The sequence below is a fragment of the Caulobacter sp. DWR1-3-2b1 genome (assembly GCF_049895765.1).
GTDB lineage: Bacteria > Pseudomonadota > Alphaproteobacteria > Caulobacterales > Caulobacteraceae > Caulobacter.
In genome coordinates this window covers 30,308-55,189 of record NZ_JAFCSZ010000006.1, presented here as the reverse complement: position 1 = coordinate 55,189, position 24,882 = coordinate 30,308, and the positions used below count along the sequence as shown (strand labels likewise).

The 24,882-nt window shown below is 64.4% G+C and carries 22 protein-coding genes; 20 read left to right on the top strand and 2 right to left on the bottom strand.

Annotated elements, in window-relative coordinates:
• Positions 1 to 93: 93 nt before the first annotated feature.
• Entirely contained in the window at positions 94 to 1,053 is a 960-nt protein-coding gene (locus tag ACP69S_RS08000) for a nucleoside hydrolase (protein WP_425996045.1), read from the bottom strand.
• 143 nt (positions 1,054 to 1,196) lie between these two features.
• Here ACP69S_RS08000 and sidA point away from each other — a divergent pair, with 143 nt between their 5' ends.
• The 20 genes from sidA to ACP69S_RS07900 all read left to right on the top strand — a co-directional run bounded on the left by sidA (position 1,197) and on the right by ACP69S_RS07900 (position 23,497).
• Positions 1,197 to 1,298: a cell division inhibitor SidA gene (gene sidA / locus ACP69S_RS07995; protein ID WP_425996044.1), complete on the top strand. Its 102-nt coding sequence runs from the start codon at positions 1,197 to 1,199 to the stop codon at positions 1,296 to 1,298.
• Between the two features lie 24 nt (positions 1,299 to 1,322).
• Positions 1,323 to 4,754: a DNA polymerase III subunit alpha gene (gene dnaE / locus ACP69S_RS07990; protein WP_425996043.1), complete on the top strand. Its 3,432-nt coding sequence runs from the start codon at positions 1,323 to 1,325 to the stop codon at positions 4,752 to 4,754.
• Between the two features lie 462 nt (positions 4,755 to 5,216).
• Positions 5,217 to 6,008: a MerR family transcriptional regulator gene (locus ACP69S_RS07985; protein ID WP_425996042.1), complete on the top strand. Its 792-nt coding sequence runs from the start codon at positions 5,217 to 5,219 to the stop codon at positions 6,006 to 6,008.
• Between the two features lie 216 nt (positions 6,009 to 6,224).
• Positions 6,225 to 7,124 carry a 30S ribosomal protein S2 gene (gene rpsB, locus ACP69S_RS07980; protein WP_425996041.1) on the top strand — a complete coding sequence of 300 codons (900 nt, stop codon included), beginning with the start codon at positions 6,225 to 6,227 and terminating at the stop codon, positions 7,122 to 7,124.
• A gap of 94 nt (positions 7,125 to 7,218) precedes the next feature.
• Positions 7,219 to 8,157, top strand: coding sequence for a translation elongation factor Ts (gene tsf / locus ACP69S_RS07975; protein WP_425996040.1), 939 nt, complete (start codon positions 7,219 to 7,221; stop codon positions 8,155 to 8,157).
• A gap of 210 nt (positions 8,158 to 8,367) precedes the next feature.
• Positions 8,368 to 9,114: a UMP kinase gene (gene pyrH / locus ACP69S_RS07970; protein ID WP_425996039.1), complete on the top strand. Its 747-nt coding sequence runs from the start codon at positions 8,368 to 8,370 to the stop codon at positions 9,112 to 9,114.
• Positions 9,115 to 9,137: 23 nt separating this feature from the next.
• Positions 9,138 to 9,704: a ribosome recycling factor gene (gene frr / locus ACP69S_RS07965; RefSeq protein ID WP_425996038.1), complete on the top strand. Its 567-nt coding sequence runs from the start codon at positions 9,138 to 9,140 to the stop codon at positions 9,702 to 9,704.
• Between the two features lie 45 nt (positions 9,705 to 9,749).
• Positions 9,750 to 10,529 (top strand): polyprenyl diphosphate synthase, encoded by a 780-nt coding sequence (gene uppS, locus ACP69S_RS07960; RefSeq protein ID WP_425996037.1) that lies wholly within the window; start codon positions 9,750 to 9,752, stop codon positions 10,527 to 10,529.
• Entirely contained in the window at positions 10,507 to 11,355 is an 849-nt protein-coding gene (locus ACP69S_RS07955; RefSeq protein WP_425996036.1) for a phosphatidate cytidylyltransferase, read from the top strand. The genes uppS and ACP69S_RS07955 overlap by 23 nt, the downstream gene beginning before the upstream one ends.
• Positions 11,343 to 12,542, top strand: a complete 1,200-nt coding sequence (dxr, locus tag ACP69S_RS07950; RefSeq protein WP_425996035.1) for a 1-deoxy-D-xylulose-5-phosphate reductoisomerase — start codon at positions 11,343 to 11,345, stop codon at positions 12,540 to 12,542. Before ACP69S_RS07955 ends, dxr begins: the two co-directional genes overlap by 13 nt.
• A gap of 19 nt (positions 12,543 to 12,561) precedes the next feature.
• Positions 12,562 to 14,046 (top strand): RIP metalloprotease RseP, encoded by a 1,485-nt coding sequence (gene rseP, locus ACP69S_RS07945; RefSeq protein WP_425996034.1) that lies wholly within the window; start codon positions 12,562 to 12,564, stop codon positions 14,044 to 14,046.
• 17 nt (positions 14,047 to 14,063) lie between these two features.
• A complete protein-coding gene (gene bamA / locus ACP69S_RS07940; protein ID WP_425996291.1) occupies positions 14,064 to 16,427 on the top strand; it encodes an outer membrane protein assembly factor BamA in 2,364 nt (787 codons plus the stop codon).
• A gap of 2 nt (positions 16,428 to 16,429) precedes the next feature.
• Positions 16,430 to 17,059 carry an OmpH family outer membrane protein gene (locus ACP69S_RS07935; protein WP_425996289.1) on the top strand — a complete coding sequence of 210 codons (630 nt, stop codon included), beginning with the start codon at positions 16,430 to 16,432 and terminating at the stop codon, positions 17,057 to 17,059.
• Positions 17,060 to 17,107: 48 nt separating this feature from the next.
• Positions 17,108 to 18,127: a UDP-3-O-(3-hydroxymyristoyl)glucosamine N-acyltransferase gene (gene lpxD, locus ACP69S_RS07930; protein WP_425996033.1), complete on the top strand. Its 1,020-nt coding sequence runs from the start codon at positions 17,108 to 17,110 to the stop codon at positions 18,125 to 18,127.
• A 2-nt stretch (positions 18,128 to 18,129) separates the two neighbouring features.
• On the top strand, positions 18,130 to 18,606 hold the full coding sequence (gene fabZ / locus ACP69S_RS07925; protein ID WP_425996032.1) for a 3-hydroxyacyl-ACP dehydratase FabZ: 477 nt from the start codon (positions 18,130 to 18,132) through the stop codon (positions 18,604 to 18,606).
• Positions 18,603 to 19,397: an acyl-ACP--UDP-N-acetylglucosamine O-acyltransferase gene (gene lpxA / locus ACP69S_RS07920; RefSeq protein ID WP_425996031.1), complete on the top strand. Its 795-nt coding sequence runs from the start codon at positions 18,603 to 18,605 to the stop codon at positions 19,395 to 19,397. Before fabZ ends, lpxA begins: the two co-directional genes overlap by 4 nt.
• 9 nt (positions 19,398 to 19,406) lie before the next feature.
• The gene (lpxI, locus tag ACP69S_RS07915) at positions 19,407 to 20,249 is read left to right on the top strand and encodes a UDP-2,3-diacylglucosamine diphosphatase (RefSeq protein ID WP_425996030.1); all 843 of its coding nucleotides are present in this window, start codon (positions 19,407 to 19,409) and stop codon (positions 20,247 to 20,249) included.
• Positions 20,246 to 21,433, top strand: a complete 1,188-nt coding sequence (gene lpxB, locus ACP69S_RS07910; protein WP_425996029.1) for a lipid-A-disaccharide synthase — start codon at positions 20,246 to 20,248, stop codon at positions 21,431 to 21,433. Before lpxI ends, lpxB begins: the two co-directional genes overlap by 4 nt.
• Before the next feature lie 67 nt (positions 21,434 to 21,500).
• Positions 21,501 to 23,234, top strand: a complete 1,734-nt coding sequence (locus ACP69S_RS07905; protein ID WP_425996028.1) for a flagellar hook-length control protein FliK — start codon at positions 21,501 to 21,503, stop codon at positions 23,232 to 23,234.
• Complete coding sequence (locus ACP69S_RS07900) at positions 23,231 to 23,497, top strand: EscU/YscU/HrcU family type III secretion system export apparatus switch protein (protein WP_425996027.1); 267 nt, start codon at positions 23,231 to 23,233, stop codon at positions 23,495 to 23,497. The genes ACP69S_RS07905 and ACP69S_RS07900 overlap by 4 nt, the downstream gene beginning before the upstream one ends.
• Positions 23,498 to 23,558: 61 nt before the next feature.
• Here the strand turns inward: ACP69S_RS07900 and gltA are convergent, their stop codons facing one another.
• Positions 23,559 to 24,839, bottom strand: a complete 1,281-nt coding sequence (gltA, locus tag ACP69S_RS07895; RefSeq protein ID WP_425996026.1) for a citrate synthase — start codon at positions 24,837 to 24,839, stop codon at positions 23,559 to 23,561.
• Positions 24,840 to 24,882: the final 43 nt, after the last annotated feature.

Sequence of the window (24,882 nt, the reverse complement as noted above, 5' to 3'; positions counted from 1 at the left end):
CAGGGTGGGCGAAAAAGGCTCTAAATCAAAAGTTTAGAGCATTTTTCGATCCGATAACCGTTTCACACTTATCGGAAAATGCTCTAGCGCCGGCTAAAGCAGTGCTCGACGCATCGCGGCGAAGAAGCCAGCCTGGTCGATCTTCTTGATCACGCGGGCGTTAGGCGGCCTGCGCTTGAGCGCGGGATCGGCGATCTCGATATCGGGCAGGATCGCGTGCGAGACGCTCAGATAGCCTCGCGTCAGTTCGCCGAGTGTCTCGACATCGACCACGGCATGGTCGGCTTCGAGGATCAGACTTTCATCCAGCGCCACCGCGCAGGTCAGCGCATCGGGATGCAGACTGCCGTTCAGACCCTCGGTTTCCTGTGCAAAGGCGAGGGACGCACGATTGACGTCGGTGAAGAAGCTGGCCCGTGGGGTTTCGAGAGCCTCCAGTTCGGCCAGCTGCAAAACATCCAGCAAGCCGTCGCGCAGCGTCTCGGTCCAGGTAACGATCGACAGGTTGAAGCCGGCGTTGATCACGATCTTGGCGGCTTCAGGATCGACATAGAAATTGTACTCGGCCGCCGGCGTCACATTGCCGACGCCGTTGTCCGTGCCGCCCATGATCCAGAGATGCTTCACGGCTTGGGCGATGCGCGGCTCACGCAGATAGGCGAGAGCTATGTTGGTTAGCGGCGCCTGGGCGATGAGCGTGATCTCACCCGGCGCAGCCACCACTCTGCGAACGATCTCGTCGACCGCGTGACCGTCGGCCGGACGCTGGGCGGCGAGGGGGAAGCCGACGTTGCTCATCCCGTCAGCGCCGAACACGTAAGCCGCATCCAGCGGCGCGCGCGAGAACGGAGTTTGGGCTCCCATATAGACGGGCGTTGCTCTAGCCTTTCCGCATCTCTCCAGCGTGACCAAAGCATTCTCAGCGTGCTGGACGAAGCCGGCATTGCCGTGGGCGATCGTGATCGCCTCCACAGCGACGCCGGGACGGGTGAGGGCCAGCATCAGGGAGAACACATCGTCCCCGGCGGTGTCGGTATCGATGATCAGGCGCATGGCTTGATCTGACCTGATCCGCCGGTCCTGGCAAAGGGCTGGCCGGGCTTTCGAATGACTCGCCCGAAGAAAATGTGGTGGATGGTCGCGGAACATCTTGTGAACAGAACGAAAGGCGAATATAGAACAAACAAGCAACGATTGTGGAGGTTCCTGTGATCCGTATCGCGAGAGAGTCTTTGGCTCTTGTGTCCGTCGCCAGCTTCGTCTGGATGATGTGCTCGGTCGCTCAGTTGGTGGCCTGAGTCGATTGATTGGAGGCGTGAGTTATGTCGGGCAGCGAAGGGCAGGGGTTCGTCCACCTTCGGGTTCGCTCGGCCTATTCATTGCTGGAAGGCGCCATCAAGGCTGATGTCATCGGCAAACTGGCCGAAGCGGCGGGGATGCCAGCGGCGGGCCTGACGGATCGAGCCAATCTGTTTGGGGCGCTGGAATATTCCTCATACGCCAAGGACGCAGGCATTCAGCCCATTATCGGATGCGCTCTGCCTGTATCCGGCATTGGAGCGGGGCCGACCGAGCGCTGGGCGCGCGCACCGACGATTACGCTCCTGGCCCAGAACGAGCGGGGCTATCTCAACCTTTCCGAACTGTCGTCCATCGCCTATCTCGAAAGCGGCGAACTGGCCGAACCGATCGTGCCTTGGGCCAAGGTGGTACAGCACGCAGAGGGACTGATCCTGTTGTCTGGCGGGACCGATGGTCCAGTGGACGCGCTGTTCGCCGCGGGAAAGAGCGCCGAAGCGATTCAGGCTCTCGCGGAAATGAGCCGGGTGTTCGACGACAGGTTCTATGTCGAATTACAGCGGCATGGCCTGCCGCGTCAGGCCGCCGCCGAGCCGGGTCTGGTCAACTGGGCCTACGAGCATGACGCGCCGCTGGTTGCGACCAACGATGTCTATTTCGCCAAGGCCGAACTCTACGACGCCCACGACGCCCTGCTGTGCATTTCCGATGGCGCGTTCGTAGGCCAGGATGAACGGCGTCGCGTGACGCCGGAGCACTGGTTCAAGCCTGCGGCCGACATGCGCAAGCTGTTCTCGGACCTGCCGGAAGCCTGCGACAACACCCTCGATATCGCCCGACGCTGCGCCTTTCTGGTCAAGAAGCGCGACCCCATCCTCCCAAGCTTCCCGACCGGCGCCGGTCGCAGCGAGCCGGAAGAGTTGACGCATCAGGCGCGGGAGGGTCTGCGAGCCAGGCTCGCCGACAACGTGCTGGCGGTCGACGAGCAGGTCTATTGGGACCGCCTGGAATTCGAGCTCGGCATCATCATCAAGATGGGCTTCCCGGGCTACTTCCTGATCGTGTCGGACTTCATCAAATGGGCGAAGTCACACGGCATCCCCGTCGGTCCCGGCCGGGGTTCGGGCGCCGGGTCGCTGGTCGCCTGGGTGCTGACCATCACTGATCTCGACCCCTTGCGCTTCGGCCTGCTGTTCGAGCGCTTCCTGAATCCCGAGCGGGTCTCGATGCCCGACTTCGATATAGACTTCTGCCAGGAGCGACGCGAAGAGGTCATCGTCTACGTCCAGGAGAAGTATGGCCGCGACCGCGTGGCTCAGATCATCACCTTCGGTTCGCTGCAGGCTCGTGCTGTGCTGCGCGACGTCGGACGGGTAATGCAACTTCCGCTTGGTCTCGTCGACCGGCTCTGCAAGATGGTTCCGAACAATCCGGCCGCGCCGGTGACCCTGGCCCAGGCCATCGAACTGGAGCCGCGCCTCAAGCAGGCCAAGAAGGAAGACGGCAACGTCTCGGCCTGTCTCGACGTCGCGCTGCAGCTGGAAGGTCTCTTCCGCAACGCCTCGACCCATGCCGCCGGTTTGGTCATCGGCGACAGGCCCCTGACCCAGCTGACGCCGCTCTACAAGGATCCGCGCTCGGATCTGCCCGCCACCCAGTTCAACATGAAGTGGGTCGAAAGCGCCGGGCTGGTGAAGTTCGACTTTCTGGGCCTGAAGACCCTGACGGTGCTGGATCGCGCCGTGAAGCACCTGAAGAAGCGTGGTGCGGACGTCGATTTGACCAAGCTACCCTTCGACGACGCCAAGACCTACGAGCTCCTTGCCTCAGGCCAGACGGTCGGCGTGTTCCAGCTGGAAAGCCAGGGCATGCGCGATACGCTGCGCAAGATGCGTTGCGCCTCCATCGAGGAGATCACCGCGCTGATCTCGCTCTATCGGCCGGGGCCGATGGACAACATCGACACCTTCGTCGATTGCAAGTTCGGCCGCAAACCCGTCGACACCTTGCATCCCTCGCTTGAGACGGTGCTCAAGGAGACCTACGGCGTCATCGTTTATCAGGAACAGGTGATGCAGATCGCCCAGATCCTGGCGGGCTACAGTTTGGGCGAAGCCGATCTTCTGCGCCGGGCCATGGGCAAGAAGAAGAAGGAGGAAATGGATCTCCAGAAGATCCGTTTCGTCGATGGGGCCAAGCAGAAGAACGTTCCGGAGGAACAATCAGGTTCAATCTTCGAACTGGTGGCCAAGTTCGCCGGTTATGGCTTCAACAAGAGCCACGCGGCCGCCTATGCTCTGATCGCCTATCAAACAGCCTGGTTGAAGGCCAACACACCGGTCGAGTTCTTGGCCGCGTCGATGAGCCTGGATATTTCCAACACCGACAAGCTGGCCGTGTTCCATCAGGACGCCCGCCGGTTCGGCCTCACGGTGCGCGCTCCGGACGTCAATCGCTCGGGCGCCGACTTCGAAGTCGAAAACGGGGAGGTGCTCTACGCCCTGGGCGCTGTTCGCAACGTGGGCCTGGAAGCCATGAAGCATCTGGTCGCCGTGCGCGCGGAGGGCGGGCCGTTCCGTGACATCTTTGACTTCGTCGAGCGTGTAGATCCCAAGCAGGTCAACAAGCGGGCCATCGAAAATCTGGCGCGGGCAGGGGCCTTCGATTCCTTCCATAGGAATCGCGCCCAGATCCTGGCCTCGTCCGACGTCCTGATTGCGCACAGCCAGAGCATCGCCGCCGATCGCCAGGGCGGCCAGCACGCCTTGTTCGGCGGCGATCCGGCGGCTGGCCGACCCCGGCTGAAGAAGACCGAGCCCTGGAACCAGGTCGATCTGCTCGATGAGGAACTGGCCGCGGTTGGTTTCTATCTGACAGGTCACCCTCTCGAGGACATGGTCGGCGTGCTGCGTCGCAAGCGCACCGCGATGCTGACCGAGGTGATCCCCCAGGCCGAGGCCGGCATGGAAGCCTTCCGGATGTGCGGTGTAGTGCGCAGGCGTCAGGAACGGGCCTCGCAAAGCGGTGAGCGTTTCGCCTTCGTCTCGCTGTCGGATCCGACTGGCGAATACGAGGTGTTGTTCCCGCCTGAAGCTCTACGCAAGTGCCGCGAGGTTCTGGAACCGGGCAAGTCGGTGGCGATCAAGGTGCGCGCCAAGGCCCGGGATGGCGAGGTGCGCTTCTTCGGCGACGATGCCGAACCTATCGAGAAGGCTATCGAAAACGTGGTGGCGGGCCTGCGCGTCCACCTGTCGCCCTCGGCAACCGAGATCGAAGCCCTGAGAAAGCGCCTGGAGCCAGCGGTGTCGCAGAAGGGCGGCGAGATCAGCTTCATCGCCGCGATCGGCGGCGGTCGGGAGATCGAGCTGAAGCTGCCTGGGCGTTACACCCTGGATGCTTCCCTTCGCGGCGCCTTGAAGACTGCTCCCGGGGTGGCGCTTCTGGAAGACGTCTGACGCGCTTTTCGACGTGTCGCCCAGCAAGGAGAGCAGTTGTCGCCAGGCATCAAGGCGGTTGTCAGTGCGGCAGGGTTCGGTTCGAGGCCGAGGTCGGGCTTGAAGATCTGATCACCTGCAATTGCTCGCGCTGCGGAAAGCTGGGCTCGGTCCTGGCCTTCGCCTCAGAAGCGGATTTCAACTTCCTGCAGGGGCAGGACGCGCTGACCGAGTACAACTTCAACACCGGCAAGATTACTCACCTGTTTTGTTCCGACTGCGGGATCGAGTCGTTCGCGCGCGGTGAAGGCCCAGGTGGCGTGCGCATGGCGGCGATCGATGTACGCTGTCAGGACGATGTCGATGTCTTTGCCCTGGAACCGACCCAGGTAAACGGCAAGGCGTTTTAAACTGGTTGATAGCCCTTGACCCGTCCCTTGGGTCCGGTCCCAGAAGGTCGTGGGTCGAAGGGAGAGCCCGGTCTTGGACGTTTATCTCAGCCCATCCGAAACAGCGCGCCGTCTAGGCGTGACGGTCAAGGCCCTGCGCCTCTATGAAGAACGAGGGCTGGTGAAACCGTTGCGCACCAACGCCGGATGGCGCGCCTATGGACCCGATCAGCTGGCGCGAGTGTACCAGATTCTTGCGCTCAAACGCCTGGGTCTGCCGCTGGCCCGGATCAGCGATCTGCTGTCAGGCGGCGCGCCGCCTCTGGCCGAGATCCTAGCGGTCCAGGAAACCGCGCTCCGTGCCGAAACCGAGAGGGTATCGCGCGCCCTGGATCTGATCCGAGCCGCTCAGGCGAAATTGGCGTCCGGCGCGGCGCTCTCCATCGACGATCTGACAACGCTCACTCGGGAGACGACCATGAGCGAGACCCTGACCGACGATGGCTGGAAGGCGGTGTTCGAACCGCATTTTGCTAAACACTATACCCCCGAGGAAATGGCCGCGTTCGCGCGCCGCAAGCGTGACGCCGCCGCCGATGGAACCGATCTCATGGGAGCCTGGCCGGTTCTCATGGAAGAGGCCCGGCGGCTGATGGCGCTCGGCGACCCAGTTTCGCCCGCGGCGTTGAACCTAGCCCGCCACTGGCGTTCGGAGGTTCGCAAGTTTACGCAAGGCGATCCCGCAATCGCGGCCAAGGTACAGGCGGTCTGGAAGGACGCCATGGATGGGCCCGATGCGGGCCGGCTGCCGATCGACGCCGAACTGTGGGCCTTTGTTGGTCGCGCGGGCGAAGCCCTGAAGACGTCCGAGCCGGAGGGCGCCTAGCCGGGGACCGTCGGGCCGTCAGCGCGCCTTCCGCTGCTTGACGGCCCGACAAGGCTTGCTTTTTAGTCCAATCGCGCCTATCTGCGCGCCATTCCACACGCGGACGTTCGGCTGTGACCCGGGGAGACATCCCGGCGCTGCCGTTCCGGTCCCGCTCCAGATGTCTGGGTCGGGGGTGTCCGCGGAGGTTCAACCGGAAAAAGGATTATAGGCCTCATGGCGCTTCCCGAATTCTCCATGCGTCAGCTCCTGGAAGCTGGCGCCCACTTTGGCCACCAGACGCACCGCTGGAACCCGAAGATGGACCGCTTCATCTTTGGTTCGCGTTCGAACATCCACATTATCGACCTGTCGCAGTCGATTCCGCTCCTGCACCAGGCCCTGGTGAAGGTGCGTGAAGTCGCCGCCGCCGGCGGTCGCGTGCTGTTCGTCGGCACCAAGCGTCAGGCTTCCGATCCGGTCGCCACCGCCGCCAAGCGCTGCGCCCAATATTATGTGAACCACCGTTGGCTCGGCGGCACGCTGACCAACTGGCGCACCGTCTCGGGCTCGATCGCACGTCTGCGCGAACTCGAAGGCATCATGGTCGGCGAAGGCTCCGGCCGTTCCAAGAAGGAGCTGCTGCAGCTGACTCGCGAGCGCGACAAGCTTGAACTGTCGCTGGGCGGTATCAAGGACATGGGCGGCATCCCCGACATCATGTTCGTGATCGACACCAACAAGGAAGCGATCGCGATCCTCGAGGCCCGCAAGCTGAACATCCCGGTCATCGCGATCCTGGACACCAACTGCGATCCGGACGGCATCACCTATCCCATCCCGGGTAACGACGACGCCGCTCGCGCCCTGCAGCTGTACTGCGACCTGATCGCCGACGCCGTTCTCGACGGCCTGGCCGCAGGCCAAGCTTCGTCGGGCGTCGATCTGGGCGCTTCGGTCGCTCCGATGGAACCGACCTTGGCCCGCGAACTGACCCCGGAGCCGGTGGCTGCTGAAGCCGCCGCCCCGGAAGCTACTGCCCCGGAAGCAGCTGCCCCGGAAGCCGCTCCCGAGGCCGCTCAAGAAGCGACCGCCGAGGCGATCGAAGCCGTCGCCGCCGAGCCGGCCGCGAGCTGATTTCCAGCGGTCGCCTTCGAGCGACCGTTGTGACCCTGACATGCGACCGGGCTATCAAGCCCGGTCGCTAACCGTTTGAATATGGAGATTTTCCATGGCTGAGATCACGGCTGCGCTGGTTAAAGAACTGCGCGAAAAGTCCGGCGTCGGCATGATGGACTGCAAGAAGGCGCTGCAAGAGAACGCGGGCGACATCGACGCGTCTATCGACTGGCTGCGCACAAAGGGCCTGTCCAAGGCCGCCAAAAAGGCTGATCGCGTCGCCGCTGAAGGCCTCGTGGGCGTCGCCGTTCGCAAGGACGGCGCCGGCATGACCGCCTCGGCTGTCGAAGTGAACGCCGAGACCGACTTCCTGGGTCGCAACGAGCTGTTCCAGAACGCAGTCCGCAAGATCGCGGCCGTCGGCCTGGACAACGAAGGCGTCGACGCCATCATTGCCGGCAAGACCTCGGACGGCGAAGTCGTCTCGGATGTCCTGACCAATCTGATCGCCACCATCGGCGAGAACATGGTTCTGCGTCGTTCGGCTCGCTTCAGCGTCACGGAAGGTGCCATCGCCACCTACATCCACAACGCCACGGCCCCGGAACTGGGCCGCATCGGCGTGCTGGTGGCTATCGAAGGCGCTGGCGACCAGGCCAAGATCGTTGAACTGGGCCGCAAGATCGCCATGCACGTCGCTGCGACCTCGCCGCTATCGCTGTCGCCGGACGACCTGGACCAGGCCGCCATCGAAAAGGAACGCGCCATCTTTACCGAGCAGGCGTTGGAGTCGGGCAAGCCCGCCGGCGTCGTCGAGAAGATGGTCGAAGGCCGGATTCGCAAGTTCCTGGAAGAAGTCGTGCTGCTGAAGCAAGCCTTCGTCATGAACCCGGACCAGACCGTCGAGCAACTGGTCGCCGAAACCGGCAAGGAACTGGGTTCCACGCTGACCGTGAAGGGCTTCGTGCGCCTGGGTCTGGGCGAAGGCGTCGAGAAGGCTCCGGTTGGCGATTTCGCCGCTGAAGTCGCCGCGATGGCTGGCCAAGCCTAAGATATCGAGTTCGCGCATCGCTTCGGCGGCGCGCGGCTTCTGTCCTTGAAGGGCGCGGCGCGTTTGACGCGCGCCGCGCCCTTCTTGCGCCTGCCTGCGGTCATTTCGGCCGTCCCGCGGCCATCTGCGGCGAGGCGTGCGCAAAACCGATCCCACTTTTGACGAACGCGCACTATGTTGCGTGCCGACGACTCAGGAAGAGCCCGGTCCATGTCCGAACCCAGCACCATCACGCAGAAGCCTTTCCGTCGCGTGCTCCTGAAGGTGTCGGGCGAAGTGCTGATGGGCGATACGCCCTATGGCATCGACACCAACACCGTTCAGTCCGTGGCCGAGGACATCGCCCAGATCGTCAAGTCCGGCGTCGAGCTTTGCATTGTCATCGGCGGCGGCAACATCTTCCGCGGCATGGCCGGCGCGGCCAAGGGCATGGAGCGTTCCAGCGCTGACTATATGGGCATGCTGGCCACGGTCATGAACGCCCTGGCCATGCAGGACGCGCTCGAGCGCGTCGGTGTCTCCACCCGCGTGCAGTCGGCCATTCCGATGGCCACGGTTTGCGAGCCCTACATCCGCCGTCGCGCCCAGCGCCACCTGGAAAAGGGTAGGGTGGTGATCTTCGCGGCCGGTACTGGCAATCCGTTCTTCACCACAGACACCGCCGCTGCCCTGCGCGCCGCTGAAATGCAGTGCGACGCCCTGTTCAAGGGCACCAGCGTCGACGGCGTCTACACCGCCGACCCCAAGAAAGACGCCAGCGCCCAGCGCTACGACCGCCTGACCTATATGGACGTGCTGGCCAAGGACCTGCGGGTCATGGACGCCTCCGCCGTCGCCTTGATGCGCGACAGCAACATCCCGATCGTGGTCTTCTCCATCAAGGGGCGCGGCAATCTGCTGAACGTCCTGCGTGGCGAGGGCACTTTTACCGTCGTCGCCCAAGACGCCGCCGCCTAACTCAAGCGAAGAGAGCCCAAGCCATGGCCGCCGCCGAAAAACCCGACCTGTCCCGCTACAAGGAGCGCATGGAGAAGTCCGTGCAGGCTCTGAAGGAAGATTTCGCCGGTCTTCGCACCGGTCGCGCCTCATCCAGTCTGCTCGATCAGATCATGGTCAGCGCTTACGGATCGATGGTGCAACTGAACACCGTCGCCTCGATCAGCGTGCCTGAGCCGCGCCAGATCAACGTCAACATCTGGGACAAGGGCGTTGTCTCTGCTGTGGAAAAGGCGATCCGCAATTCGGATCTCGGCCTGAACCCGGTCGTCGAAGGCAACAACCTGCGTATCCCTATCCCGCCGCTGACCGAAGAGCGCCGCAAGGACCTTTCCAAGATCGCCGGCAAGTACGCCGAGGCCCAGAAGGTCGCTGTGCGCAACATCCGTCGCGACGCCAATGACGACCTCAAGAAGGCCGAGAAGGCGAGCGTCATCAGCGAGGACGAGCTGAAGAAGATGGAAACCGAGGTCCAGAAGATGACCGACGAGGCCATCAAGAAGGTCGACGAGGCCTTGAAAATCAAAGAGCAAGAGATCATGCAGGTTTAGGCGCCGACCTGAGTAACGGGTACGGTTAGGGAAGGCTTGAAGCAAATGTCGGCGACGACCGGCCTGCAGGATGTTTCGGCGCGCGCTGGGGGCGACGCGTCGAACCGCTCTCTGCATGTGGCCATCATCATGGACGGAAACGGTCGCTGGGCTAAGCGGCGCGGAATGCCGCGCGCGCTCGGTCATCGCGCCGGCGTCAATGCGCTGAAGCGCACGGTCGAGGCCGCGCCGGACCTGGGCGTGGGCGTCCTGACCGTTTTCGGTTTTTCGACCGAGAACTGGAGCCGGCCGGCGCACGAGGTTTCCGAGTTGATGGGGCTGCTCAAGGCCTATGTCGAATCGGACCTGGAGCGTCTGGCGCGTGAAGGCGTCCGGGTGCGGATCATCGGCCGCCGGACCGGTTTGGCGGCGGACATTCAGGAAATCATCGAGCGCGCTGAGCGCCGCACGGCCAGCAACAACAAGTTCACGCTTCAGGTGGCCTTCAACTATGGCGGCCGCGCCGATATCGCCGACGCAGCACGCGCCTTTGCGGAAGCGGTGGAGCGGGGCGAGGCCAAGGCCGCCGATCTCGATGAAGCAGCCTTCGAAGGCTTTCTATCGACATCCACCGCACCGGCCCCCGATTTGATCGTGCGCACCAGCGGAGAGCAGCGGATTTCCAACTTCCTGCTGTGGGAATGCGCCTATGCCGAGCTCGTCTTTCAGGACGTGCTCTGGCCTGACTACGGATCTGAAGCGCTCTCGGCGGCCATTGCGGAATACCGCAGGCGCGACCGACGCTATGGAGGCATTGCGGCCGATGACGTCGCCGTCGCCGGCTAAGCGCTTCAACTGGAAGAATCTTCGGGTGCGGGTGCTTTCAGCCACCGTGCTCGTACCCACGGTCGTGTCCGCCGTGTGGTTCGGCGGCGTGTGGTTCTTGGCCCTCGTCGCGGTCTGCGCCGCCTTGCTCGCTCGCGAGTGGGGGATGATGAGCGCGCCGCGCGCGCCGCGAGGTGTGGCCCTGGCGATCGGTGTCGCGGTTCTGGTGGCCGTCGTGGCTGCGTTCCGAGGGCACTATTATCTTACGTGGCCTCTGCTGGCCGCAGGCGCGATTCTGGCCGCCCTGATCGCCCGTGGCGCTGTCGAGCGCCGAGCCGACGCCGCCTATGGTGTGATCTATATCGCCCCGGCCTGCATCGCCCTGGTCTGGCTGAGAGTGCTGGACGCCGGCCTGAGCTGGACGCTTTTGCTGTTCGCCGTCACCTGGTTCGCCGACATTTTTGCCTACGTCACCGGGAGCATCCTGAAGGGTCCCAAGCTGTGGCCCAAGTTCTCGCCCAACAAGACATGGTCCGGTTTCTTTGGAGGCTTGGTAGCGGCGGCGATCGCCGCAGTCGGAATAGACGCCCTGTCCGGACTGCTGCCGGCCCTGCCGGACATGAACCTGACCTGGCCCGTGGCCGCGTTTATCGGCTTCCTGGGCGGCCTGTCGACGATGATGGGCGACCTCTGGGAGTCGATCCTGAAGCGTCGATTCGGCGTGAAGGATTCAGGAGACTTGATCCCCGGTCACGGCGGTTTGCTTGACCGCGTCGATGGCTTGATGTTCGCCGCCATCGTCATTGCCGGAGTGCGCCTGATCTATCTCTACGGATGGGCCCATTGACGGCCGTCCGTAAGGTCGTGGTTCTGGGCTCCACGGGTTCGATCGGTGTTTCTACCCTGGGGCTTTTCGAGGCGGCTGGTGTCGAGGTCGACATCCTGGCGCTGACCGCTGGTCGCAATGTCGAGCGCTTGATCGAGCAGGCCCTACGCTGGCGTCCCGCTGTCGCGGTGATCGAGGACGAAGGCCTGCTTGGCGCGCTGCGCGATGGGCTCAAGGACACGGGCGTTCGCGCTGCGGCGGGGACGGCGGCGGTTGTCGAGGCCGCGGCCATGGGCGCCGATTGGGTGATGTCGGCCATTGTTGGCGCGGCCGGCCTGGCCCCCACCCTGGCGGCGGCGCGCACCGGAGCCGTCATCGCCCTGGCCAACAAGGAAAGCTTGGTCTGCGCAGGGCCGGCTCTGCTGCGAATCGCCCGCGAGGCAGGCGGATCGGTGATCCCTGTCGATTCCGAGCACTCGGCTATTTTCCAGGTGCTGCAGCCGGCCTGTATCCAGCGTGTGTCGCGATTGATCTTGACGGCGTCGGGTGGTCCGTTCCGCACCTGGACTCGGGAGCAGATGGCGATCGCTACGCCCGAACAGGCCATTGCCCACCCAAACTGGTCGATGGGCGCCAAGATTTCGGTCGATTCCGCATCCATGATGAACAAGGGCCTCGAGATGATCGAGGCCTCCTATCTGTTCGACACCCCGGAAGAGCGCATCGAGGCCGTGATCCATCCGCAGTCCGTGATTCACAGCTTGGTTGAGTATGCCGACGGTTCGACCCTGGCCCAGCTTGGACCGCCCGACATGCGCACTCCGATCGCTTGCGCCTTCGCCTGGCCGGATCGCCTGCCATGGCCCGCGCCCCGGCTGGATCTGGCCGCCTATGGCCAGCTGACCTTCGAACAACCTGATCTGGAACGTTTTCCGTCGATTAGCATCGCCCGAGAGGCGATGCGGCTAGGCGGCGGCGCTCCGGCTGCTATGAACGCAGCCAATGAAGTCGCCGTGGCGGCGTTCCTTGACCGTCAGATCGGCTTTCTCGATATTGCCGCCTCGGTGGCTGGGACCCTGGAACGCATGAACAGCCTGGGGGTCCTGATGGAAGCCGATGCCGATCCAGTCGAGAGTGCCATGACGACTGACGCGAGCGCTCGCCGCATTGCGGCCGAGGTTGTACGCCAAGTTCAACGCCACAACTGAAGACGAGAAGAAATCCGACATGCTCGGCTTCATACAATCGGCGGCCGCCTACATCATCGCCTTCCCGCTGGTGATCCTGGTGGTCGTGACCGTTCACGAGCTTGGACACTTCTGGGCCGCCAAGGCCTGCAACGTGGAGATCGACCGATTCTCGATCGGTTTTGGCCGCGCCATCTTCTCCTGGCGGGACCGGGCTGGCGTTCAATGGCAGATTGGATGGCTGCCCTTGGGCGGCTATGTTCGCTTCGCCGGCGATGAGAACGCCGCCAGCGTTCCTGACAAGGAAGACCTGGCGAGCATGCGCACCGACATCGAGCGTCGCGAGGGCAGCGAAGCAGTAAATCGCTACCTGCACTTCAAGCCTTTGTGGCAGAGGGCGTTCATCGTCGCGGCGGGGCCTCTGGCCAACTTCGTCCTGGCGATCACGCTGTTTGCGGTCCTGCTGGGCGTATTCGGCGAGACAGTGCGCCGACCGGTGATCACTGGAGTCAATGCAGGCAGTCCGGCCGCTGCCGCCGGTTTCCGACAAGGCGACGTGATCCTCTCGGCTGATGGCCGCAAGGTGAAGAGCTTTGGCGAACTGGACAACTATGCGCTCCTTCGCAGCGATGTTCCGATCCGTTTCCAGGTCGAACGCGGCGACAAGACCCTTGAGCTGGTGGCCACTCCCGCGCTCGTCGATATCTCCGATGGCTTCGGTGGCAGCCAGAAGGCCGGCGTTCTCGGCTTTGGCGCTCCGCCACTGATCGCCAGTGTCGAGCCGGGCTCTCCTGCTGAAAAGGCCGGGCTGCGCCGCGGGGATGTCATCCAGCGCGCCGATGGCGCTGCTGTTGGCAGCTTCGAAGACCTGACCCGTCATGTGGCCAAGCGCGGCGGCAATCCTATCGCCTTCGGGGTCTATCGGGGCGGCGAGATCGTCGAGATTATCGCAACGCCCACGCTGCTGACCCGCCCAGACGCCGACGGCAAGCCCAAGACCCGAATGCTTCTCGGGGTGGCCGGCGGCGTGCCCAGCAGCGACATCCAGCGCGTCCGCTACAATCCGATCGAGGCGATCGTGGGTGGCTTCGCTCGGACCTGGGACGTGCTTGAGACGACGGTCTATTATCTGGGCCGCGTGATCCGTCTTGAAGTTTCGGCCGAACAGATCAGCGGCCCCATCGGCATCGCCAAGACCTCGGGTCAACTGGCCCAGGCCGGCGCGGCGGGCGCCACGGACTTGCCCTCGATGCTGCTGGGCTCGGCTGTCGCGCTGATCTGGTTGTCGGCGGTCCTCTCAGTCAGCGTAGGCTTCATGAACCTGTTACCGATCCCGGTTCTGGATGGGGGGCATCTGATGTTCTACGCGTATGAAGCGATCGCCCGGCGACCGCTTGGCGCGCGTCTTCAAGCGGCCGGCTACAGGGTTGGTCTTGCGCTGTTGCTGAGTTTCATGTTGTTCGCGACCTGGAATGATCTGCAGCGCCTAAGCGTCTTCAAATTTTTCGGCGAGCTGTTCTCTTGAGCGGTCGCCTTCCGTCCATGATTGGTCCCATGAACAAAATTCGCGCCCATAGCGCCGCGTTCGCCACCGGTGTGGCGCTTCTTTTCGGTTCGACCGCGATGGTCGCGCCCGCTGCGGCTTTCGCTCAAGCGGCGCAAACCGGCGTCGTGCAGCGGATCGTCGTGCAAGGCAACGAACGGATCGAGCAGGGCACTGTGATGTCCTACCTGCCGATCCAGCTCGGCGACACGGTCGACGCCGCGCGCCTCGACCTGGCGCTGAAGACCCTCGCGCGCACCGACCTCTTCGCCGACGTGAAGATCGAGATGGTGTCGGGCGACCTGATCGTGAAGGTCGTCGAGAACCCGATCATCAATCAGGTGGTGTTCGAGGGGAATTCGTCCCTGAAGGAAGACAAGCTGAAGGACGAAGTGCAGATCCGTCCACGCGGCATCTTCACGCGCGCCAAGGTTCAGGCCGACGTTCAGCGGATCATCGAACTTTATCGTCGTTCGGGTCGCATCTCGGCGACCGTGACGCCCAAGGTCGTCGAACTGCCGCAAAAACGCGTCGATCTGGTGTTCGAGATCAACGAAGGTCCCAAGAGCGGTGTTCTCGGCATAAACTTCCTTGGCAATTCCGAATATTCGGACAACGATCTGCGCGACGTGATCGTGACCAAGGAGTCGCACTGGTACAAGTTCCTGACCAGCAACGACAACTACGACCCGGACCGGATCGAGTACGACCGCGAACAACTGCGCAAACATTATCGCAACCGCGGCTATTTCGACTTCCGCGTCGTCTCGTCGATGGCCGAACTGGCGCCGGACAAGAACGGGTTTGCTGTCACCTACACCCTGGACGAGGGTCCCAAGTACAAGTTCGGCAAGATCACTGTCGAAACAGAACTAAAAAAGCTGGACGGCACGCTGCTGGCCCAGATTCTGCCGATCCGCACCGGTCAGCTCTATGAAGACGAGCGCATCGAGCAGGCCACAGACGCCCTGACCTTCGCGGCGGGCGCCGCCGGCTTCGCCTTCGTGGACGTGCGTCCGCGCTACGTGCCCAATCGCGAGACCAACACGGTCGACGTGGTCTTCCAGGTTCGCGAGGGCCCGCGCGTCTATGTCGATCGCATCGACATCGTCGGCAACACCCGCACTCTCGACTACGTGCTGCGCCGCGAACTCGAAGTGGCCGAGGGCGACGCCTATAATCGCGTGCTGGTCGACCGCTCCAAAAACAACATCCGACGCCTTGGCTTCTTCAAGGAAGTCGAGATCGAGGAAGTGCCCGGCAGCGCGCCGGACCGCACGGCCCTGCGGGTCAAGGTCGAGGAGCAGCCCACGGGCGAGCTCTCGTTCAGCGCCGGCTACAGCTCGGTCGACAAGCTGGTGCTTGACGTCGGCATCACCGAGCGGAACTTCCGGGGTCGCGGCCAGAACATGCGCGGACGGATTTCCGTCGGCTCGCTGCGTCAGCAGATCGACTTCGCTTTCACCGAGCCGCGGTTCCTGAACCGCAACCTGGTGGCCGGCGTCGACGTCTACTCATTCCGCTACGATCTGAGCGACTACGCCGCCTATGACACCCGCTCGGTTGGGGGTAACGTTCGCGTCGGCTTCCCGCTGACCCAGAACGCCTCGATGAGCATGCGCTACACGCTGCGTCGCGACGAAGTCAGTGTGTCGGACGGCCTGTGCGACAGCGGTTCGGTTTCGCAGATCCTCTGCCTGCAGCGCGGCGCCTATATGACGTCGCTGGTCGGCTACGGCCTGCGGATCGACAAGCGCAATGACCCCATCCAGCCCACACGCGGCTGGTTCGCCGACCTGAACCAGGATCTGGCGGGCTTTGGCGGCGACGTGAAGTACCTGAAGACCGAAACCGCCGCTGGCTGGTACTGGGGCTTCAACAAGGACTTCATCTTCAGCGCGACCGGCTCGGCGGGCTATATCGAAGGCTGGGGGGGCGATAACGTTCGGATCAATGATCGCTTTTACCGGGGCGGCACCAGCTTCCGCGGCTTTGAAACAGCCGGTATCGGCCCGCGCGATATCTCGACCCAGAGCAATTCGATGGGTGCGAAGCTTTACGCCATCAGTTCGTTCGAGCTGACCGTCCCGACCTTCCTGCCAGAACAGTACGGCATCAAGGCCTCTGTGTTCAGTGACGTTGGTACGGCCGGCCTTCTGGATGACGTTGACCGCCAGTCCTCGGTCGGCGTGTTCGATCCCAATATTCGCGATGATCTGGGTCTTCGCGCCTCGGCGGGCATCAGCATCGACTGGAAGTCGCCCATGGGTCCGATCCGGTTCGACTTCAGCAAGATCCTTTCCAAGGAAGACTATGACCGGACCGAAACGTTCCGGTTCTCCACCTCCACAAGGTTCCAATGATCATGACTTCCAAGTTCCTGTCCGCGGCAGCTTCCGGCGTCGTCGCCATCGCCATGTCGACCAGCGCCATGGCCCAGACGGCTCCCGCCGCCCCTGCGATTTCGCACGGCGCGCCGCTTGCTGGCGTTTGCATCTTCTCGAGCCAGCGCGCCGTCGGCTCATCGGCTGTCGGCAAGGCCGTCGACGCCCGCCTGAAGACCATCATCGCGCAGGTGAACGCCGAACTGACGGGCGAACGCGGCACACTCGACAACGAAGCCAAGGCGCTGGACGCCAAGAAGGCCACGATGGATCAAGGCGCGCTTGAGCAACAGGCCGCCGGCCTGCAGGTCAAGGCCAACGCCTGGCAGCGCAAGGGCCAACTGCGCCAGAAGGAAGTCGAAGCCACTGAGCAGAAGGCCCTGTCGCGCGTCTACCAAGAGCTCGATCCGGCCATCAAGCAGGTCTACCAACAACGCACCTGCGGCATGCTGCTGGACCGCGAGTCGGTGCTGCTGGCCAACCCGTCCATGGACATCACCGACGCCGTCGTCGTGGCCCTCGACGCCCGCATCAAGACCCTGACCTTCGACCGCGAACGTCTGGACCAAGCGGCCGCCGGCGCTCAAGCTCTGACGCCGCCCAAGAAGTAAGCGAGTCGGCCCGAGCCTCGCGCTCGGGCCAGTCGCCGAGAGGACTAGATGCCGGACCCGCGATTTTTCGATGACATGGGTCCGGCGTCACTCCAGGAGCTCGCCGGCCTTGGCGTGGCGGAGCTCGCCGACGCTGGTTTCGCGTCGCGCTCCGTAACCCACGTCGCGCCGCTCGACGCTGCCGACGGGCGGGCTATCACTTTCTTTTCTGACGCCAAACGCAGCGACGCGGCCGCCGCCACCCAAGCCGGCGCCTGTTTTGTTCGCCCGGAGCATCGCGGTCTGCTCGCGCCGGGTTGCGCGGCGTTGCTGACGGCCTATCCGCAAGCCGCCTGGGCCGCCGCCGCGGCCCGGCTGCATGCGCCGCGCCGCCACGAGCCGCTGTCGGCTTCGATCCATCCTGATTGCGAGCTGGAAGACGGCGTGAGGCTTTCACCCGGCGTGAGCGTGGGGCAGGGGGCGAGGATCGGACGCGGGACCTATCTGTCGCCGGGCGCGGTGATCGGCCCGGGTGTCGCGATCGGCCGCGACTGCCTGATCGGGGCTAACGCCGTGGTCGGCTTTGCGATCATTGGTGACCGGGTCAGCATCCATGCGGGCGCGGTGATCGGCGAGGCGGGTTTCGGCGCCGCTGCCGGAGCAAGGGGTATCGTGGATCTTCCCCAACTCGGCCGGGTGGTGATCCAGGATGGCGTCACGGTTGGCTCCAACAGTTGCATCGACCGAGGCGCCTTTACCGATACGACGATCGGCGAGAACACCAAGATCGACAATCTGGTGCATGTCGCGCACAACGTCCGCCTGGGTCGCAATTGCGTGCTGGCGGCTTATACGGGGCTTTCGGGAAGCACGGTTGTCGGCGACGGGGTGGCGTTTGGCGGCAAGGCCGGCGTCGCCGATCATTTGACCATCGGCTCGGGAGCGAGCATTGGCGCCTCGGCGTCGGTGTTCAAGAACGTGCCTGCGGGCGAAACATGGACAGGGTTTCCGGCTCGGCCGCTCAAGCGGTGGCTCCGGGAGACCGCATGGCTGTCGCGCGTGGCGGGCGGCCGGGGAACAAGGGGCTAAATATGAGCCAAGACGTCGCCGAACCAGCGCAAACCGATATCGATATCGCCGAAATCCTGGCCAGGATTCCGCACCGCTATCCCTTCCTGCTGGTGGATCGCGCCGAGGACTACCGGCCACATCAGTCGATCATCGGCATCAAGTGCGTGACGATCAATGAACCGTTCTTCCAGGGACACTTCCCGGGCAATCCGGTGATGCCGGGCGTCCTGATCATCGAAGCCATGGCCCAGACCGGCGCGATCCTGATGAGCAAGTCGCTGGAGGTCGATACCGAAGGCAAGACCATCTTCTTCATGTCGGTCGACAACGCCCGCTTCCGCAATCCCGTGCGCCCCGGCGATGTGATCCGCATGGAGGTCGAGGTGACCCGTTCCCGCTCGACCATCTTCAAGTTCAAGGGCGTGGCCAAGGTGAACGACAAGGTCGCCGCCGAAGCCGAGTTTGCGGCCATGGTGGTCGAGACGCCGACCAAATGAGCCAGATCCACCCGACAGCCCTGATCGCCCCCGGCGCCGCGCTGGGAGCCGATGTCGAGATCGGCCCTTTCTGCACTGTCGGCCCCAAGGTGCGTCTGGGTGACGGCGTGCGCCTGATCTCCCACGTGGTCCTCGATGGTGCGACGTCGATAGGCGCCGGCTGCACCATCTATCCCTTCGCCGTGCTGGGCGCTCCTCCGCAGCATCTGGCCCACAAGGGCGAGGATACGCGGCTGGAGATCGGCGAACGCAATCTGATCCGCGAGCACGTGACGATGCAGACCGGCACGGTCGGCGGCGGCGGCGTGACCAGGGTCGGGTCCGACAGTCTCTACATGGTCGGCGCGCATGTGGCGCACGATTGCACGGTGGGTGATCGCGTGACCTTCGCCAACAACGCCACGCTCGGCGGCCATGTGACCGTCGGCGATTTCGTGTTCATGGGCGGTCTCTGCGCGGTGCACCAGTTCAGCCGTATCGGCCGCTACGCGTTCGTCGGGGGCGGCGGGATCGTGACCAAGGACGTGATCCCGTATGGCTCCGTTTGGGGCAACCACGCACACCTCGAAGGCTTGAACCTGGTCGGCCTCAAGCGCCGGGGCTTCAGTCGCGAGGCGATCAACGCCCTGCGCGCCGCCTACCGCCTGCTGTTCGCCGACGAGGGCACGTTCCAGGAGCGCCTGGAGGACGTCGCCGAAATCCACGCCGGCAATATCGAGGTGATGGAGATCGTCGACTTCATCCGGTCGGACAATAACCGGCCGCTTTGCCTGCCCGAGCGCGAGGTCTAGGCTCTTCTGATGCGTAAGCTCGGTCTGATCGCCGGCGGGGGCGCGCTTCCCGTCGAACTGGCGGCTCACTGCGAGGCCGCCGGACGGCCGTTCGCCGTGATGCGCCTGAGAAGTTTCGCCGATCCCGTCCTGACCCGCTATCGCGGCATTGAGGTCGGCCTTGGCGAGTTCGGCAAGGTGTTCAAGGCGCTTAAGGCCGAAGGGTGCGAAGTCGTCTGCTTCGCCGGCACGGTCGAGCGTCCCGATTTCGCGGCCATCATGCCCGACCTGCGCGGCGTCGCCGTCATTCCCGGCCTGATCAAGGCCGCGCGCCAGGGTGATGACGCCTTGCTGCGTCGCCTGCTGCTGGAATTCGAGAAGGAGGGCTTCGCCATAGAGGGCGCGCACGAGGTCGTGGGTGAGATGACCTTGCCGCTTGGCGCGCTCGGCGCCCATGCGCCCCGGCCTCAAGACCTGCCGGACATCGAGCGCGCGCTGCTGGTGGCGCGCGAAATCGGCAAGCTGGACGTTGGGCAAGGCGCTGTCGTCTGCGAGGGCTTGGTGCTGGCGGTCGAGGCCCAGGAGGGCACCGACGCTATGCTTCGACGAGTCGCCGACCTGCCCCTGGCCATTCGTGGCTCGGCTGAAGAGCGGCGCGGCGTGCTGGCCAAGGCGCCCAAGCCGATTCAGGAAACCCGGGTTGATCTGCCGACTATCGGCGTCGCCACCCTGCAACGCGCGGCGCGCGCTGGCCTGGCCGGCATCGTCGGTGAAGCTGGCCGTCTGCTGGTCGTGGACCGCGAGGCGGTGATCGCCTGCGCCGACGATCTCGGGCTGTTCATACTGGGAGTGGAACCCGGCGGCCCGGCGTGACCCGTCCGCTGACTGTCATGCTGGTGGCGGCCGAAGCATCCGGCGACGCATTGGGCGCGGGCCTCGCCAAGGCTTTGAAGCGCCGCCTGGGCGATGAGGCGGTACGCTTCGTGGGCGTGGGTGGCGCAAAGATGGCTGCCGAGGGAATCAAGAGCCCCTTCGATATCGCCCAACTCTCGATCATCGGTATCGTCGAAAGCCTCAAGGCCTATCCCCGGGCCATGGCGCGCCTGAAGGACACCCTGGCTTTGGCGGAGCGGGAAAAGCCCGACGTCGCCGTGCTGATCGACTCGTGGGGCTTCAATATCCGGCTGGCTCAGGCCCTGCGCAGGCAAACCCCCGCGCTGCCGCTGGTGAAATACGTCGCGCCCCAGGTCTGGGCATACCGACCCGGGCGGGCGAGGGCGCTGGCCAAGGCGGTGGATTTCCTTCTGTCGATCCAGCCGATGGACAAGCCGTTCTTCGACCGTGCAGGCTTGGAAAGCGTTTTCGTCGGCAACTCGGCCTTGGCCAAGGATTTCAGCAAGGCCGATCCGGCTCGGCTGCGCGCCGCCATCGGCGTTACGGCGGACGAGCCGATCCTTCTCGTCTTGCCAGGCAGCCGGCCTTCCGAGATCGAGCGCGTGATGCCGGTCTTCGAGGATGCTGTCCGCTGGCTGAAGGAGACTCGTTCAAACCTCGCCGTGGTTGTGCCGGCCGCTTCCACCGTCGCCGAGGCCGTGAAGGCGCGCGTGGCGGGCTGGCCCTTCCGCGCCCACGTCATCGAGGACGAGGCGCTCAAGGACGACGCCATGGTCGCCGGAACGGTCGCCCTGGCTTGCAGCGGCACCGTGACGACCGAACTTGCCCTCGCGGGCTGCCCGATGGTCGTGGGCTATCGCACGGGAGCCATCACCTATGGCCTGCTGAAGCTGCTGTTCAAACCGGGCTGGGTGACCCTGCTGAACATCGCGGCGGACAAAGCCGTTGCGCCTGAATATCTTCAGGATGCGATGACGGGTGGGGGGCTGGCGCGGGCGACAGCTGCCCGACTCGACAATCCCGATCTCCGCGCCGCGCAGATCGCGGAGCAGAGCGCCGCGCTCGACCGGATGGGACGTGGAATGCCCGACCCGTCGGAAGCCGCCGCCGAGGCCTTGATCGCCTTTCTGGGCAGAGCGCGGTCGGCGTCTGAAGCGGCTTAAGGTCCGCTTCATCGACGCAAACTAGGATAATTCTGTTCTTCGCGGCCCGCGCGGCTGGAGACCAGCTTTGGCGATCGATCCGACAGCCCCAGTAACGCCGATCACGCCGGTCCCGGCATCGGGCGGCCGGCCCGAGCCCGCGACGGCCCTGGCGGCGCTCGCCCGGGCGGCTGTAGCGGCGAACATATCCACGCTTGGTCAGATCGCGGCGGGTGCGCACCTTGATTCCGACGGTGGCGATGTGGTCACCGGCGCTGCGGCGGCCACCACCGACGCAAATGCCGCCCTCAACGGCAGTAAAGCCGCCGCTCCAGCTCACGTTCCGCCTGTATTCTCGGTCAGCGACCGACTTGTCGCCGCCGCGCGGTCGGCGGCCGCTCACGCGGCGCCCGTTCAGTCCGGGTTGGCGGCGACCATGGCCGACATCGAGGCTGCAATCGTCAGGCCGGAAACACCTGGGCCCGTGCGTCAGGCTGCCAGGGCCGTGCTCGAAAGCGCCATCCCGACCCAGCGGCCTGTCACGGCGGCGGTCATGCGCTCGGCTGTCCAGGGCTCCGGGGTTTTTCTGGAAGCCCATCTGGCGCGCGCCGCGACGACAGAAGGCGCGGCGATCCCCACGGCATCCATTCCATCGTCGCCCAACGACATGAAGGCCGCGCTCCTGGTATTTCGCGCTGTTGTCTCCACATGGTTGGCCAAGATGCCTGTGGCTGAACCGGCGCCGCAACAGGCCACAGTCGCCCCGCAAATCGGGCCTCCGCGACAGGACCCCGCCAGCCGTGCGACCTACACGCAGAGCGCTGCGGGCTTTCAGGCGCCTGACCAGGTCGATGGCGACGTCGATGCGGTGCGCCGTGATGCAGTGGGATCAAATGCCGAGCCAGGGCGATCGGCGGCGCCTGGCGGGGCTCGGGCGCCGAATCCTGGAATGCCCGTCCAGCAATCGATCTCGGGGGCGTCGGCGTCGGCTTCGGCGCAGGCGCCTCCTGTCACGGACAGTCCTGGGTCTCCGCCTGCGCCGGCCGTACAGCAGAACGCCATGGCGACGCCCGCACCGGCCGCAGCGCACCGCGCTGCAGCCGCCCTGCAGCCTCAGCCTTTTCTGATGGTCGGGATGATTGAGGACGAGGTCGCAGAGTCTCTGCCGCTGGCCGATAAGGAGGGGGACGAGGTCGGGCGGGATCTTCGGCCAGGCCTCCCACTTGCCCATGCGCGTGGGCCTTCCCGGCCGCCTCCGCCCTATGCTGGCGGCCCGACATCGGCGCAGGCAGCCGTCCCATCAGATCTTCCGGAAGGCTTGGCCCCGGCCGATCTGGCGCGACGGTTGTTGAAGGGCGCAGATGGCGCCATCGCGCGCCAGGAGCTCCTGCAGATCGCCTCGCTGCCAGAACCACGCGGCGAGGCTGAGCGGCCAACCGAGACCAAGGGCTCGCGCTGGGTGTTCGATCTGCCGTTCCAGACCCCTCAGGGTGTTGCTGTCGCGCAGTTTGAGGTCAGTCGCGATGGGGGCGGCGGGGGCTCAGATTCCGGGCGCGAGGTCGAACGGACCTGGCGCGCCCGCTTCTCGCTGGACGTTGAGCCCCTGGGGCCGGTCCATGTGCAGATCGCGCTCACCGGCGCCTGTACGCGCGTGGGCCTGTGGGCGGAGCGCCCGGATGCTATGGCGCGTCTTCAGGCCGGGGAGGCGGCGTTGAGCGCGGCCCTTCGCGAGGCCGAGCTGTCGCCGGAGGTCGCGTTCCACGCGGGCTCGCCTGCCGTGGCTGCAATGGCGCCAGGTCAGTTCGTGGATCAGGCGTCATGACGGGACTGATCGGCGGCGTCAGGGGGCGCGGCAAGATCGCCGTCGCCTTGTTCTACGAAGGCGTCGATGCACCCAGGGTCGTGGCGTCTGGTCAGGGCTGGCTTGGCGAGAAGATCGTCGAGACGGCGCGCGAACATGGCGTGCCCATCGAGGAGAACCCCGCCTTGGCCCAGGCCCTGTCGATCATCGAGATCGACGAGGAAATTCCCGAGGCTCTTTACCGAGCGATCGCCGAGATTCTCAGCTTTCTGCTCAAGCCGTAGCGGGCAAAGAAAAAGCCCCGCCTTGCGACGGGGCTCTTCCAATTGGGTTCGGATCGAGGGCCTAACCGCGATTTTCGAACGGCGCGTAGTCGCGCTGTGTCGCGCCCGTATAGAGCTGGCGCGGACGGCCGATCTTGCGCGAGGGGTCCTCGAACATTTCCTTCCACTGGCTGATCCAGCCGACGGTGCGGGCCAGGGCGAACAGCACGGTGAACATGTTGGTCGGGAAGCCCATCGCGCGCAGGGTGATGCCCGAATAAAAGTCGATGTTCGGATAGAGCTTGCGGTCGATGAAATAGGGATCGCTGAGCGCGACCTTCTCCAGCTCCATCGCCACTTCCAACAGGGGATCGTTGATGCCCAACTGCTCGAGGACCTCGTAGCAGGTCTTCTGCATGACCTTGGCGCGCGGGTCGAAGTTCTTGTACACGCGGTGGCCAAAGCCCATCAGCTTGTACTTCTTGTCCTTCACGCCCTGCACATAGGCGGGGATGTTCTCGACCGTGCCGATTTCCTCGAGCATCTCCAGGGCTTCCTGGTTGGCGCCGCCATGCGACGGGCCCCACAGGCAGGCGATGCCTGCGGCGATGCAGGCGAACGGGTGAGCGCCCGACGAACCGGCCAGGCGAACGGTCGAGGTCGAGGCATTCTGCTCGTGGTCGGCGTGCAGGATGAAGATGCGGTCCATGGCGCGCGTCAGGACGGGATTGGGAACCCAGTCCTCGGCCGGCACCGAGAAGCACATGCGCAGGAAGTTTTCCGAGTAGCTCAGTTCGTTGCGCGGTGTCACGAACGGCCGACCGACGCTGTACTGGAAGGCGCGCGCGGCGATGGTCGGCATCTTGGCGATCAGGCGATGGGCGCTGATCTCGCGTTGCTTGGGATCGTCGACATTCAGGCTGTCGGCATAGAAGGCCGACAGGGCGCCGACGGCGCCCGTCATGATCGCCATCGGGTGAGCATCGCGACGGAAGCCCTGGAAGAAGCTGTCGAACTGGGCGTGCAACATCGTGTGGTAGGTGATGTTGTGCTCGAACTTGGCGAATTCCTCAGCCGTCGGCAGTTCGCCGTTCAGCAGCAGATGGCAAACTTCCAGGAACGAGGACTTCTCGGCCAACTGGTCGATCGGATAGCCGCGGTGCAGCAAAATACCGGCGTCGCCGTCGATATAGGTGATCTTGCTTTCGCAGGATGCGGTCGAGGTGAAGCCAGGATCGAACGTGAAGAGGTCGCTGTCGCCGTAGAATTTCCGGACATCGACGACGTCCGGACCGGTGCTGCCCTTGAGGATCGGCAGATCGTAGCTCTTGTCGCCGATCGTCAGTGTGGCTTTATCGGTCATGCGGGAAACCCCTTCATCGATGGAACGAGCAGTCCAAGTTTCA

Excerpts from the sequence above, each read along its gene's own strand:
- pyrH (WP_425996039.1), top strand. The coding sequence starts at position 8,368 with ATGTCCGAACCCAGCACCATCACGCAGAAGCCTTTCCGTCGCGTGCTC.
- frr (WP_425996038.1), top strand. The coding sequence starts at position 9,138 with ATGGCCGCCGCCGAAAAACCCGACCTGTCCCGCTACAAGGAGCGCATG.
- dxr (WP_425996035.1), top strand. The coding sequence starts at position 11,343 with ATGGGCCCATTGACGGCCGTCCGTAAGGTCGTGGTTCTGGGCTCCACG.
- gltA (WP_425996026.1), bottom strand. The coding sequence starts at position 24,839 with ATGACCGATAAAGCCACACTGACGATCGGCGACAAGAGCTACGATCTG.
- dnaE (WP_425996043.1), top strand. The coding sequence starts at position 1,323 with ATGTCGGGCAGCGAAGGGCAGGGGTTCGTCCACCTTCGGGTTCGCTCG.
- bamA (WP_425996291.1), top strand. The coding sequence starts at position 14,064 with ATGATTGGTCCCATGAACAAAATTCGCGCCCATAGCGCCGCGTTCGCC.
- lpxI (WP_425996030.1), top strand. The coding sequence starts at position 19,407 with ATGCGTAAGCTCGGTCTGATCGCCGGCGGGGGCGCGCTTCCCGTCGAA.
- fabZ (WP_425996032.1), top strand. The coding sequence starts at position 18,130 with ATGAGCCAAGACGTCGCCGAACCAGCGCAAACCGATATCGATATCGCC.
- rseP (WP_425996034.1), top strand. The coding sequence starts at position 12,562 with ATGCTCGGCTTCATACAATCGGCGGCCGCCTACATCATCGCCTTCCCG.
- lpxA (WP_425996031.1), top strand. The coding sequence starts at position 18,603 with ATGAGCCAGATCCACCCGACAGCCCTGATCGCCCCCGGCGCCGCGCTG.
- tsf (WP_425996040.1), top strand. The coding sequence starts at position 7,219 with ATGGCTGAGATCACGGCTGCGCTGGTTAAAGAACTGCGCGAAAAGTCC.
- lpxD (WP_425996033.1), top strand. The coding sequence starts at position 17,108 with ATGCCGGACCCGCGATTTTTCGATGACATGGGTCCGGCGTCACTCCAG.
- uppS (WP_425996037.1), top strand. The coding sequence starts at position 9,750 with ATGTCGGCGACGACCGGCCTGCAGGATGTTTCGGCGCGCGCTGGGGGC.
- ACP69S_RS08000 (WP_425996045.1), bottom strand. The coding sequence starts at position 1,053 with ATGCGCCTGATCATCGATACCGACACCGCCGGGGACGATGTGTTCTCC.
- ACP69S_RS07955 (WP_425996036.1), top strand. The coding sequence starts at position 10,507 with ATGACGTCGCCGTCGCCGGCTAAGCGCTTCAACTGGAAGAATCTTCGG.
- ACP69S_RS07900 (WP_425996027.1), top strand. The coding sequence starts at position 23,231 with ATGACGGGACTGATCGGCGGCGTCAGGGGGCGCGGCAAGATCGCCGTC.
- rpsB (WP_425996041.1), top strand. The coding sequence starts at position 6,225 with ATGGCGCTTCCCGAATTCTCCATGCGTCAGCTCCTGGAAGCTGGCGCC.
- ACP69S_RS07935 (WP_425996289.1), top strand. The coding sequence starts at position 16,430 with ATGACTTCCAAGTTCCTGTCCGCGGCAGCTTCCGGCGTCGTCGCCATC.